Here is an 11,491-nt window from a genome sequence, read left to right as displayed (position 1 = left end):
GCCGCCTTTCGTGCGTCCGATCAGTCGCCCGAGATCCCCTTTTTTACCGCGAGGCTCGAAGCCGTGCGGTGCGCCTTGAGATAGGTCGCGTCGATCATGACCGTGCGGCGTTCGGCCTGAGCCCCGGACAGGCCCTCCATCATCCGGATGAAGACGCCAGCCTCACTCCATCGCTTCCAGCGGTTGTAGAGGGGGTGACTACACGAAAGTGACGTATCTGCACGCTAAGGGTGAACGGAACGGCCATCGACAGGCTCACGCTTTCCTGCGTCGGGATGGTAGAACGGAAAGCCCGTGCGGTGTAGCAGCCAGCGAGAAGTGATGGATTACATGCAAGACCTATGTAACGATCGTCATCAAAGCTGCCGCTGTGCGTTGGTACCGTTCAAGACTACTACGATTCAGGTCAGCCTCGCGCCCGATCTTACCCGTCGTCCGATCGTGTCCAGGAGCCAGAGCAACGTACCGCGCCAGACGCCATGCAGACGCGCCTGATAGCGCCGGTAGAGCATCGCGTGGCCAAGCTGGGCAACGCGGCCCCGCAGAAAGCCACCATCGAAGAAACCGAAACGGCCAAGCGTACCATAAGCATCGAAGCCACCCAGCGACACCAGCCCTCCGAAATCGCGGTAGCTGGCCGGAGGTGCCTTCTTTCCGGCAATCAGCGCCGGCAGGTGCCGGGAGAGATAGCTGGCGTGCTGGCTCGCTGCCTGCGCCGTTGTCGGCACGGGGCCGTCGTGCGCTGGGAGACGCGGGGCTGCGCAGTCGCCAAGCGCGTAGATGTCCGGGTCGGCTGGCGTCGCGAGCGTAGGGCCGACAACGAGTTGGCCGCTGCGCGTTCGCTCCATGTCCGCGAACATGTCGAGCAGAGGCGGTGCCTTCACGCCTGCGGCCCACACTTTCAGTCCCGCCAGGACGACCTGGCCGTCCCCGAGCGTGAACCCGCCTCCGTCTACGGCCGTGACGCGCGTTCCCGTCCGGACCTCAATGCCGAGCTGCTCCAGCTTGCGCTGCGCCGCCGTCGCCACCCGCTCCGGAAACGGCCCGAGCAGCCGCGGCCCGGACTCGATCAGGACGACCCTGAGATAGTTTGGCGCACCCGCAATGCCGTAATGTTCAGCGACCCCGGCGACTTGGACCAGCTCCGCAGCAAGCTCGACGCCGGTAGCGCCGCCTCCGACGATGCCGACCGTCAGCGGCGATGCCGCCACCACGGCCTTCAGTAGCTCGACCCGCAGCCGGTCATTGAACGCGATGGCATCTGATCGGCTGTCGATGCTTTCGCAATGCTCGGCGACGCCGGGCGTGCCGAAGTCGTTGGCCCGGCTGCCAACCGCCAGCACGAGCGTATCGTAACTAACGGTGCGTTCAGGCACCACGTCTTCGCCGTCAAATGCGAGCGCGGCGAGGCGGACTTCCCGATGTTGGCGGTCGACCCCTACTGCCTCACCATACTCGTAGCGGAAGCCGTGGCTTAGCGCCTGCGCGGCATATACGGTCTGCTGCATGCCGGCGTCCGACGTGCCTGCCGCGATCGTGTGCAGCATCGGTTTCCATACATATGCCGTTTCGCGATCAATGAGCGTGACGCTCAATCGTCGATTGCCGGATCGCCGGCCAGCAAGGCGTGTTGCGATCTCCAGCCCCGCCACGCCGCCACCCACGACGACCAGTCTATGATCGTTCATCATCGTCATTCCTGTTTCCATATCAGACGAAGCGATGAGATGCCGATCAGTTCGCGATGACCATCCAGCATTCCCGCAAACGAACCTCCAACGGCGCGAGAAGGCACCGTCGTCTGAAAACCCGTCGCAAAATCCTATGTCGCAACAGCGGCGGGAGTGAAGCTGGACACGCAGGCCCAGCGGTCATCTTCCCAATGAAATCCTAACCGTTCCGCGTTGCCGATCACGGGCGGCTCGCCTTTGCGCCAGAATCCGAGCATTTTGCCCCGGTCATCCAGATGGGTGTCGGCGACGATCGCGCGCGCGGCCTGGATGAACTGCCCATGCCCGAATACATAGGCCAGCGAGTCCGCAGGCATGGCGGCTAGGCGCGTCAGCGCCGCCTCGCAGCGCCGGAGCAGGGTGGCGAAGCTCTCCGCCCCTTCCCCGTCGCAATAATCAGGATCGGCCTCGCGCCAATAGCGTTCAAGGTGCGGCATCCTCTCCGCGCTGCGCGTGCCGTTCCAGCGCGCCGGTTGCAGATAGGTGAACTCTTCGATCGGCCACACGTCCACCGGCACGCCGGGAAAGCGCGCGATCGTCGGCGCGGCCGTCTGCCGGGTGCGGGTATAGGGCGACGTGACGATGAGCGCGGGCGCTTGCGCCCAGCTCGCCGCGACTTGGCGCGCCTGTTCGTGGCCGCGCTCCGTCAGCTCGATCGCCGCGAGATCGTGACACGGCACGCCGGCGTTGCCGGTGGATTCGCCGTGCCGGATGAAAATCGCCCTCATGCTGGTCAGGCCGCCTGGTATAGCCCGTTGCTGGCTTCCCAGCCCCGGCACGCCAGCAAAATCGGTTTCGGCACCTTCTTCTCGCCGTTGGAGTAATAGGCGACCATTCGGCGCGAGACTCCCAGCGCGTCGGCCGCCTTCGATAGCGACAGGGCATGGCGCAGCCGCCATTCAAGGAACGCACGGACGTCGCCATGCCCGGTTGCCGACAGCGTTTCGAGCCACAGCGCATCCGCGCCCAGCTCGGCGCCCGAGGGCCAAGCCAGGCTATGCCCCCAATCGCCGACTTCGACCTTGGCGAACTCTTCCGGATCGCGCAGCGCGGCGAAGGCGCGGTCGGCAAGAACAGCGCCAAGATCGAGATTGGTCGCCGTCCCGTCCGACCAGGACAGATGCAGCGATCCTGGCCCGATCGCTCGCACGTCGGCGATGGTGCGGGTCTTGTCGGCGACGTTCATCCGTTCAACTCCTGCCAGGTCTGCATGAGCAGCGCCTGATTGGGGCGCGCCCATTCCAGCGCGTCATTCAACACCGCTGCCGGCACCGTTCCCACGATCACCTCGAATGCGGCGATCGACACCGAGCAGCGGAACTCCACGCCCTCGATATGAAAGTGCGGCACGCCATGATCGCGACCGTAGACCGCAATCTTCCAGCGAGGACCGCGATGCATCGTGACCATGCCTCTATGTAGTGCAAGGAATGCACTGGTGCAAGCGTTGCATAGACAAAGGCAGACGATGGGTAGCGATGTGATATCATGTATATATCATTACGATATTCAACAGCGATCCTTGGCATGGGCGCGGCCCTGACGGGCACGGCTCTATCTCCGCCTCACGGCTCCGACCGAGCCGCCGTGCCGGCGTCTCGGCGCATCCGCGTGACGATCCTCGCGTGAGGGCCGGGGCGAGCCCCCGCCCTGCTGCCGCCGGTGTTACCGGCGAGATCCATTGGCTTGGCGGTGGAAGGGGGACGCCGCCCCCTCCCCCCAGCAACGACAATCAGCCGGGCCGTGGCTCAGTCGCTCGCGCTCCTTGCGCCCGCACCACCCCGTCAGATTCTCGCTGCCCCCCTCTCCCCCGCTGCTCCGCGCGAACTCGGAGCGATGGCGAGGCCATCGCCCCTGCAGGGCGATTTGAAGGAGCAAATGCGATGACCGACGACAACCGCGAGAGCTGGCTCAACCGTGTGGCGCTGGGCATGGCTTCCTTGTTCGCGGCGCTGGACGCTCCCCTGCCCGCGCGCGTGCGCGTCGCGATCGGCTTCACCAGTCGGGGCGCGAAAGGCAAGGCGATCGGCGAGTGCTGGGATAACCGGCGGAGCGCGGACGGCCATTTTGAAATCTTCATCCGGCCGGACCTCGCGCACGCGCCCGACGCCATGCCGGCGCAGATCGCGGCGATCCTCGCGCACGAGCTGGTCCACACCGCTGTAGTCACCCCTAGAGGGTCTTGTGCGGCCCGTAGGCCGCCGGCGCATCTCGCCAGCGCAGGCCGTTGCGGTTGACGAAGATGATCCCGCTCAACACCCGGCGGTCGTCAACGCGCGGCTTGCCGTGGCTCTTGGGGAAGAAAGGCTCCAGCCGAGCCATCTGCTCGTCCGTTAGCCAATACAGATCGCTCATATCCAGACTCCTCAGGAGCCTGAATCAGATCGTTCGCCTCACATCAATGGGTCCTGAGCCTAGGCTCCTTTCTGGTCGCCTGAACTATCGAAACTATAGTTACAGGTCATTGGACTTCGTCCTGAGGTAAATTCATTTTCTGTACCTTAGCGTGCGAAAGAATCGGCGCTGGTCTCTTGTGCAAGCCATCATTGAGGAAGTCCAAGCGATGACAGACTCCAGTGCTGAAACCGCGCCTTCACCATCTGACCTGGACGAAAGCGCGACCATGACGGTCGCGGATGCGCTGAAGATCATTTTGGCGAACAGCTATGCGGTCTACCTCAAGACCAAGAACTTTCACTGGCATGTCTCGGGCCCGTACTTCAGGGACTACCACCTGCTTCTCGACGAGCAAGCTGCGGAGATCCTCGCTGCTACCGATGCTATGGCTGAGCGCGCCCGGAAGACCGGTAATACGACCATCCGATCGATCGGCGATATCGCCCGCCACCAGACGATCAAGGACAACGACGCGGAGTTCGTCACGCCTCAGGACATGCTGGCGGAATTGCGCGCTGATAATCTTCACATGGTCGAGTCGCTGCGTCGCGCAAAGGACGTCGCCGACCAGGCGAAGGACAATGCGACCTCCGGCCTGATCGATACCTGGACCGACGAGGCGGAACGCCGTGCGTGGTTTCTTTTCGAAGTCAGCCGATAGGATTGCTGCTCAACGGATCGGATCGTTTCATGGCGTCTAACGATGCGCAGACCCAGTTTATGGAGACAGAGAGTGGTAGGATAGCCTTCGACGACACGGGCGGAACCGGACCTGTCGTCATCGGAATTCCGGGAATGGGCGACTTGCGATCCGAGTACCGCCTCGTGAAGCCTATGCTGCAGCATGCGGGATGCCGAGTGGTGACGATGGACGTCCGCGGGTTCGGAGAATCGTCGGCCGAGTGGCCGGACTACTCTGCGCGAGCGGTCAGCCGTGACGCCATCTCCATCCTCCAACAGTTGGGTGCCGGTCCAGCCACGATCATGGGCAACTCGTTCGCGGCCGGGTCTGCGCTCTGGGCTGCCAGGGAGTCTCCTGGCCTCGTCAACGGGGTGGTGCTGCTCGGGCCGATTGTCCGCGATCTTCCCCTCAAGACGATCCAGAAACTTGTCCTCTCGCTCGGATGCGCAGGCCCGTGGCGTACTTGGTTCTGGACCACGTACTGGAGCAGCCTTTTTCCGACGAAGCCGGCACCGGATCATGCTGAAGTGAAAGCGGCAATCGCCGCAAACCTCCGAGAGCCAAAACGCATGCAGGCTCTCTTGAAGATGCTGTCATTGTCGAAGTCTGACACCGCAGCGATCCTAGACGAAGTCTCCGTGCCGAGCCTCATCGTGATGGGCTCGAAGGATCCAGACTTCCCGGACCCCGTCGAAGAAGCTCGGAGCTTGGCTTCGAGGCTCAATGCCGAAACCATGATTGTTGCGGGCGCCGGGCACTACCCTCATGTAGAAATGGCGGACGATGTCGGACAGCGGATCATCGCGTTCGTCCGCCAGCTCGATAAGTCCGGCCCAGCCGTTGTGCCTTTGCGTAGGAGTTGAGGATGGCAAAGGTCGGCTTTGGTGGAGGCTGCCACTGGTGCACCGAGGGTGTTTTCCAAGCGTTGCGCGGCGTCACGCAGGTCGACCAGGGTTTTCTACAATCGATGGCGCCGGCAGACACCTGGGCGGAGGGGGTGATCGTCACCTTCGATCCCACGGTCATTGGATTGACGACGCTGTCCGAGGTCCATCTCAGGACGCACTCCGCCACTCGAGCCCGTTCGCTCCAAAGCAAATACCGCAGTGCAATTTACATATTTGAAGAGAGCCAGCGACATGAAGCTGAGCAAGCGGTTGCCCGCTTGGGCGAAGAGTCTAGCGAGACAGTGCACACCTTGGTGCTATCGTTTGCAGGCTTTAAGGCGTCGGATGCGCGCTACCAGAACTACTATCGAACCGATCCGAGTAGGCCTTTCTGTCAGCGCTACATTGATCCGAAGCTGGCGTATATTCGACAGCACTATTCAGCGTTTGCTCTGCCCAGATAGCCTGAAAGAGCGCTTAGGCATCCTTCCCCCGAGCCAGCACCGTATGCTCGGTGAACGCGATGGCTAGTCCAACATAGATGGCTTATCACAGGACGGGGTAGCGGCTGGGCCGAGCCTCATATTTGGACAAAAGGCGTTTCTTTCCTCGCCCGCACACCCGCTACAAAGTCCCCACCGGAACGGCCCACAATTCCATAGCGCAGCATCTGACCGGCGCCGGGCGCTGGCGAAGGCATCGCGGCCGAACCCGCCTATGTGCCCCCTACGCTATCCGTTTCTCCGACACCTGCCCGGAACACCTTCCACGGCTGTGAATGACGCAGCATGTATGTCCGTGCGGAAGCGTGAGGCACCGATTCCGGGCACTCAAATACAAGCCCGAAAGCGGCCTGAGGAGACTACCGCTACGATCAACTGAAGACGCGGCGGGACGGCCTGGATCGTGCAGCCGAAGGAGGCGATAGTGTCAGATAGCAAATTCCTTACCCCTGACGAGGTGGCTGAACGCTACCGTGGCGGCATTTCAGTCGGGACTCTTCGAAATTGGCGCGCGATGCGTCTCGGACCGTCCTACGTGAAAATTGGCAAAGCTGTGCTTTATCCCCTCGATGAGCTTGATGCGTGGGACGAAAAGAATAAGGTCCAGTGCCGTGCATCAAAGGGCCTCGAAGAGCGCACGTATGATCAGCCGTGATCGTCACGCTCGGTCATCGCGAACCGCCCCCAATCCCCGGAACCATTCGGCACCTCTAAGCGAAGTAGATCATATAAATCAACACGTTATGCGGACCATATGGATGGTCCACAACCATCCGTCGGGCGACCCCACCCCCAGCCGCGCCGATATCGAGATCACGAAACAGGTTGTGCAGGCCGGCCGCGCCCTTAACGTCGAGGTTCACGACCATCTGGTCGTCGGCCGCGACGGGGTGGCCAGCTTCAAGCAACTGGGCCTGATGTGACCGACAGGATTCTGACGACCGAGCGACTGGTGATGAGCCCGGTGACGCTGGCGGACCATGACGACCTGCTGGCTCTGTGGGCGGATGCGGATTCACGCGTCACATCACGGGCCGCCCGATGACCAGCGAGGAGGTCTGGTTCCGGCTGCTGCGTGATCTGGGACAATGGGCCGTCGATGATTACGGCAGCTGGACGATCCGTCGGGCGAAAGACGGCGCCTATCTGGGCAATGTCTCGATCCTGGACCACCGAAGACTGATCGAGCCGGCCATGACCGATCCGGAGCTGGGTTGGGGCCTGTCGCCTGCGTTTCACGGCGAGGGCTTCGCGCATGAGGCGCTGCAAGCCGCCTTGGCCTGGGCCGACGCGCATCTGTCGGCGACGCGAACCGTCTGCATGATCTCGCCCGAGAACCTGGCCTCGTTGAAGCTGGCGGCGCGGGTTGGGTATCGTCCCTATGCGACGACGACTTACAAAGACCAGCCGGTCCAGCTGTTCGAACGGCCCCGCCGCGCGCCGTAGGTCGGCATTAAGGATTATCGGGCAAACTGGCGTCCAACGAAGTGTGAGTGCCCGCCATGCCCATGTCCGTGGAAACGCTACGCCAGCATCTGGTGGAAGCCTTCGCCGACGCCGAGATCGAGATCGAGGATCTGGCGGGCGACGGTGACCACTATCGCGCGCGGATCGTGTCGAGCGCCTTCGCCGGCCTGCCGCGCGTGCGTCAGCACCAGATGGTCTATGCCGCGCTGAAGGGTCAGATGGGCGGCGAACTGCACGCCCTGGCGCTTGAGACCTCCGCGCCGGTCAAGGAGGGCTGAGGGCCATGCGCTATCGCCCCTTCGGCGTCTCCGGCTCCGCCATTTCCAACCTGACGCTGAGTTTCGGCGCCGACGTGCTGAAGCGCGGACGTGAAGCCGGGCTGGACCTGCTGTATTCGGCGCTGGAAGCCGGGGTGAACAGCTATCGGCTGGAGACCGCCGACCCGGTGGCGGCCGAGGTGCTGGGCGAGGCCCTGTCGCATGTGGATCGCAAGCTGGTCTATGTCAGCCTGACGCTGGGCGCCGGCGACGGCCGCGACCAGCAGCGGGACTTCTCGGCACAAGGCATGACAGCGGCCATCGACCGGGTGCTGCACTTCTCGGGCCTGGGGTGGATCGACGTGGCGGTGCTGCACGAGCCGGGCGAGACCGAACTGGCGCAGTCGTCGCTCAGCGCGCTGAAGGCCATGCGCGCCACCGGGCGCATCAAGCTGCTGGGCATCGCCGGCGGCGGCGACGTGATGGACGCCTATGTATCGACCGGGGCGTTCGACGCCCTGCTGACGCCGTTCGACATCAACGCCGACTGGAAGATCCGAAACCGCATCCGCTCGGCGCGCGAGCAGGACATGGCGGTCTTCGCCTATGACTTCTACGCCGACCGGCGCGCGCGAGCGCCCGATGCGCCGATCTTCAAAAAGGGTCTGTTCGGCTTCGGCAAGGACAAGCGTCCCGTCGATACGCCCAAGAAGGACGCCTTCGGCTTCCTTTATCGCACCCAGAACTGGACGGCCGAGGCGATCTGCCTGTCCTACGTGCTGACCGACCCGTCGGTATCCAGCGTGATCGTCACTCCGACCGACACCGATCGGCTGGCGACACTGGCCGCCGCGCCCGAGCGGGACATGCCGCCGGGCCTGGCCGCGCAGATCGAGATGGCGCGCGTCGTAGCCAATCAGGCGGCCTGACCGGCCTCAGCGGTTGTGCAGAACGTCGCGGACGCCTTGACCGCGCCCGTTCGGCTCCCTAGCTGACGGGCTTCACGAAAGGCCCGTATCCGTGACCGACACCGCCCAAGCCGCCGATCCCGTCCACGCCTTCATCGGCGAAACCGTCGCCCAGAACGACGTTGTTCTGTTCATGAAGGGCACGCCGGACCAGCCGCGCTGCGGCTTCTCCTCCCTGGCGGTGCAGATCCTGGATCATGTCGGCGCCGGCTTCGTGGGCGTGGACGTGCTGCAGGACGAAGCCCTGCGCGAAGGCATCAAGAGCTTCACCGACTGGCCCACCATTCCGCAGCTCTATGTGAAGGGCGAGTTCGTGGGCGGATCGGACATCATCCGCGAAATGTTCCAGGCCGGCGAACTTCAGGCCCTGATGGTCGAGAAGGGCGTGCCGCTCGGCGAGGCCTGATGGCCAGGAAGACCCTGATCCCGCGCGAGGACCGCGAGGTCTTCGTCGTGCCCTTGGACGTGCGGCCCGAGCACATCGACGCCAACGGCCACGTCAACAACGTCGTCTATGTCGGCTGGCTGCAGGATGCAGGCACGGCCCACTGGAACGCGCGTTTCGACGAGGCGACGCGGGCGAAATGGTCGTGGGTCGCGACCCGGCATGAGATCGACTATCTGCGCGGCATCGAGCCGGGCGCCGAGGGCGTGGTCGCCCGAACCTGGGTCGGCGATCCGCAGGGCCCGCGCTTCACCCGCTATGTCCGCATCGAGGACGCGCAGGGCCGCGTCTGTGCCCAGGGCGTCACCGAATGGGTGCTGGTGGACGCTGCGACCCTGAGGCCGCAGCGCATTCCGCCAGACATGCTGGTCGTGTTCGAGACGCCTACTTCAGCGGATTGAGGATGCGGGCCGCCGTGCCGGGCTCCAGGCCCAGGTCGGCATAGGTCCAGCGCAGTTCGACGCCGTCCGGGACCAAGGCCTTGCAAAGGTCCTGTTTGGTGCGGCGAAGCGTGATCTCGACGGGCGCGCCGTCCGACAACGACACCTCGAAATCGGACGCCTGGGTGCAGCCGTTGGAATCGACGCGCGCGACCAGGGCGCCGTCGGCGAACCGGGCTTCGCGGATGGCCTCGGCCGGCGGGGCGTCGTCGCGGCGCAGGTTCACCGAGACGTTCTCGCCCGCGTCGCTGTCATAGATGACGCAGGCCGACAGCAGCGGCGCGACCAGGGCCGCGACCATCAGACCTTTGACAAGGCCGCGCATCACTGGCCCGAGGCCGGCGCGGTGATGACGCGCGTGGTCGGCTTTTCGGTCGAAACGATGATGCAGCCCGACAGCAGCGGCGCGGCGATGGCGATGGCGAGAGCGAGACGAAGCATTGGTGTGTTCCCCAGTTGAAGCTTGACCCTTTTGTGCCGCGTGGTCCGGGCGCGCACACGTGAATAATCGGAAAGCTGGGTGAACAATCGGAAAGGATCGGGGTTGAACGTGACCGCAACCGCCATAGCTACAGTCCCCCCCTCTCCTGCCCTACGGATCGTCCTTCATGAGCCAGTTGTTCTCGCCCCGCGCCGTCGGCCCCCTGACGCTGAAGAACCGCGTCGTCATCGCGCCGATGTGCCAGTATTCGGCCATCGACGGCGTGCCCCAGCCCTGGCACGTGCAGCATCTGGGACGACTGGCGATCTCCGGCGCGGGACTGGTCGTCGTCGAGGCGACGGGGATCGAGGCGGCGGGACGGATCACGCCGGACGACACCGGCCTGTGGAACGACGCCCAGGAAGAGGCCTTCGGCCGGATCATCCGCGACATCCGCACCTACAGCGACACCCCGATCGGCATCCAGTTGGCCCACGCCGGACGCAAGGCCTCGACCAGCGCGCCGTGGAAGGGCGGCGGCGCCCTGAAGGCCGAAGACGGCGCGTGGGAAACCTTCAGCGCCTCGGCCGAACCGTTCAAGGATGACTGGCACACGCCGACCGCCATGACCCCGGCCGACATGGACCGCGTCGTCGCGGCCTTCGAGGACGCGGCGCGGCGAGCGGATCGGGCCGGGTTCGACCTGGTCGAACTGCACGCCGCCCACGGCTATCTGCTGACGCAGTTCCTGTCGCCGGCATCCAACCACCGCACAGACGAGTTCGGCGGATCCTATGAGAACCGGGCGCGCTTCCCGCTGCGGGTCGCCCAGGCCCTGCGCGACGCCTGGCCCCGGACGAAGGCGTTGGGCGTGCGCTTCAACGGCTCGGACTGGATCGAGGGCGGCATCGTCCTGGATGAGGTGAAGGCCTTTGGTCAGGCGCTGCACGACATGGGCTATGACTATCTGCACCTGACATCGGGCGGGAACGTCGCGCGGGCGAATATCCCGGGCGGCGAGCCGGGCTATCAGCTGCGGTTCGCCCAGGCCGTGAAGGCGGCGACGCCTGAGGCCAATGTGATGGCCGTCGGCATGATCTTCGATCCGCAGCAGGCCGAGGACATCGTAGCGTCCGGTCAGGCCGACTTCATCGCCATAGCCCGCGCGGCGCTGGACGATCCGAACTGGGCGCACCATGCGGCGGTCGCCCTGGGTGAGGATGAAGGCCTGCCGCCGCAGTACGAGCGGGCCGGCAAGGCGCATTGGCCGGGATACGGCAAGGCCGACATCTGA

Annotated in this window: 18 protein-coding genes and 2 pseudogenes; 13 read left to right on the top strand and 7 right to left on the bottom strand. The window is 64.4% G+C overall.

Annotation, left to right across the window (positions count from 1 at the left end):
• Positions 1-20 precede the first annotated feature (20 nt).
• The 5 genes from Q9R14_RS16420 to Q9R14_RS16295 all read right to left on the bottom strand — a co-directional run bounded on the left by Q9R14_RS16420 (position 21) and on the right by Q9R14_RS16295 (position 3,140).
• Positions 21-143, bottom strand: coding sequence for a hypothetical protein (locus tag Q9R14_RS16420; protein ID WP_371929737.1), 123 nt, complete (start codon positions 141-143; stop codon positions 21-23).
• Between the two features lie 258 nt (positions 144-401).
• Complete coding sequence (locus Q9R14_RS16310; protein ID WP_306003060.1) at positions 402-1,697, bottom strand: NAD(P)/FAD-dependent oxidoreductase; 1,296 nt, start codon at positions 1,695-1,697, stop codon at positions 402-404.
• Between the two features lie 125 nt (positions 1,698-1,822).
• Positions 1,823-2,458, bottom strand: a complete 636-nt coding sequence (locus tag Q9R14_RS16305; protein ID WP_037470206.1) for a histidine phosphatase family protein — start codon at positions 2,456-2,458, stop codon at positions 1,823-1,825.
• Between the two features lie 5 nt (positions 2,459-2,463).
• A complete protein-coding gene (locus Q9R14_RS16300) occupies positions 2,464-2,916 on the bottom strand; it encodes a DUF2442 domain-containing protein (RefSeq protein ID WP_030538625.1) in 453 nt (150 codons plus the stop codon).
• Complete coding sequence (locus Q9R14_RS16295; RefSeq protein WP_030538624.1) at positions 2,913-3,140, bottom strand: DUF4160 domain-containing protein; 228 nt, start codon at positions 3,138-3,140, stop codon at positions 2,913-2,915. The genes Q9R14_RS16300 and Q9R14_RS16295 overlap by 4 nt, the downstream gene beginning before the upstream one ends.
• 473 nt (positions 3,141-3,613) lie before the next feature.
• Between Q9R14_RS16295 and Q9R14_RS16290 the strand changes: the two genes are divergently transcribed.
• Complete coding sequence (locus tag Q9R14_RS16290; RefSeq protein ID WP_306003059.1) at positions 3,614-3,967, top strand: hypothetical protein; 354 nt, start codon at positions 3,614-3,616, stop codon at positions 3,965-3,967.
• Here the strand turns inward: Q9R14_RS16290 and Q9R14_RS16285 are convergent.
• Positions 3,906-4,085, bottom strand: a pseudogene (locus Q9R14_RS16285) (transposase); the annotation flags it as partial. The gene Q9R14_RS16290 and the pseudogene Q9R14_RS16285 sit on opposite strands and share 62 nt — an antisense overlap.
• Positions 4,086-4,293: 208 nt before the next feature.
• Between Q9R14_RS16285 and Q9R14_RS16280 the strand changes: the two are divergent.
• From Q9R14_RS16280 to Q9R14_RS16230, 11 genes and pseudogenes are all read left to right on the top strand, one after another.
• Positions 4,294-4,788, top strand: a complete 495-nt coding sequence (locus tag Q9R14_RS16280) for a Dps family protein (RefSeq protein WP_037520728.1) — start codon at positions 4,294-4,296, stop codon at positions 4,786-4,788.
• Positions 4,789-4,817: 29 nt separating this feature from the next.
• Positions 4,818-5,672: an alpha/beta fold hydrolase gene (locus Q9R14_RS16275; protein ID WP_051886777.1), complete on the top strand. Its 855-nt coding sequence runs from the start codon at positions 4,818-4,820 to the stop codon at positions 5,670-5,672.
• A 2-nt stretch (positions 5,673-5,674) separates the two neighbouring features.
• Positions 5,675-6,160, top strand: a complete 486-nt coding sequence (locus Q9R14_RS16270) for a peptide-methionine (S)-S-oxide reductase (protein WP_037520593.1) — start codon at positions 5,675-5,677, stop codon at positions 6,158-6,160.
• A 463-nt stretch (positions 6,161-6,623) separates the two neighbouring features.
• A complete protein-coding gene (locus Q9R14_RS16265; protein WP_037520594.1) occupies positions 6,624-6,854 on the top strand; it encodes an AlpA family transcriptional regulator in 231 nt (76 codons plus the stop codon).
• Between the two features lie 103 nt (positions 6,855-6,957).
• A pseudogene (locus tag Q9R14_RS16260) lies at positions 6,958-7,122 on the top strand (JAB domain-containing protein); the annotation flags it as partial.
• On the top strand, positions 7,119-7,244 hold the full coding sequence (locus tag Q9R14_RS16255; protein WP_306003058.1) for a hypothetical protein: 126 nt from the start codon (positions 7,119-7,121) through the stop codon (positions 7,242-7,244). The pseudogene Q9R14_RS16260 and the gene Q9R14_RS16255, both read left to right, overlap by 4 nt.
• Positions 7,241-7,645 carry a GNAT family N-acetyltransferase gene (locus Q9R14_RS16250; RefSeq protein ID WP_306003057.1) on the top strand — a complete coding sequence of 135 codons (405 nt, stop codon included), beginning with the start codon at positions 7,241-7,243 and terminating at the stop codon, positions 7,643-7,645. The genes Q9R14_RS16255 and Q9R14_RS16250 overlap by 4 nt, the downstream gene beginning before the upstream one ends.
• A 56-nt stretch (positions 7,646-7,701) precedes the next feature.
• On the top strand, positions 7,702-7,944 hold the full coding sequence (locus tag Q9R14_RS16245) for a BolA/IbaG family iron-sulfur metabolism protein (protein ID WP_055806947.1): 243 nt from the start codon (positions 7,702-7,704) through the stop codon (positions 7,942-7,944).
• Positions 7,945-7,949: 5 nt separating this feature from the next.
• Positions 7,950-8,852 (top strand): oxidoreductase, encoded by a 903-nt coding sequence (locus Q9R14_RS16240; protein WP_242077198.1) that lies wholly within the window; start codon positions 7,950-7,952, stop codon positions 8,850-8,852.
• A gap of 91 nt (positions 8,853-8,943) precedes the next feature.
• Positions 8,944-9,297, top strand: a complete 354-nt coding sequence (gene grxD, locus Q9R14_RS16235; RefSeq protein WP_017504696.1) for a Grx4 family monothiol glutaredoxin — start codon at positions 8,944-8,946, stop codon at positions 9,295-9,297.
• On the top strand, positions 9,297-9,737 hold the full coding sequence (locus tag Q9R14_RS16230) for a thioesterase family protein (protein WP_242077199.1): 441 nt from the start codon (positions 9,297-9,299) through the stop codon (positions 9,735-9,737). Before grxD ends, Q9R14_RS16230 begins: the two co-directional genes overlap by 1 nt.
• On the opposite strand, the gene Q9R14_RS16225 is transcribed toward Q9R14_RS16230, so the two are convergent.
• Positions 9,721-10,101 (bottom strand): hypothetical protein, encoded by a 381-nt coding sequence (locus Q9R14_RS16225; RefSeq protein ID WP_306003056.1) that lies wholly within the window; start codon positions 10,099-10,101, stop codon positions 9,721-9,723. The two genes, Q9R14_RS16230 and Q9R14_RS16225, sit on opposite strands and share 17 nt — an antisense overlap.
• 283 nt (positions 10,102-10,384) lie before the next feature.
• Between Q9R14_RS16225 and Q9R14_RS16220 the strand changes: the two genes are divergently transcribed.
• The gene (locus tag Q9R14_RS16220) at positions 10,385-11,491 is read left to right on the top strand and encodes an NADH:flavin oxidoreductase/NADH oxidase (RefSeq protein ID WP_306003055.1); all 1,107 of its coding nucleotides are present in this window, start codon (positions 10,385-10,387) and stop codon (positions 11,489-11,491) included.

The sequence above is a fragment of the Brevundimonas sp. C43 genome (assembly GCF_030732185.1).
Classification (GTDB): Bacteria; Pseudomonadota; Alphaproteobacteria; order Caulobacterales; family Caulobacteraceae; genus Brevundimonas; species Brevundimonas diminuta_C.
Note: the sequence above shows the minus strand (reverse complement) of the source record. Positions and strands in the feature narration are given on the sequence as shown.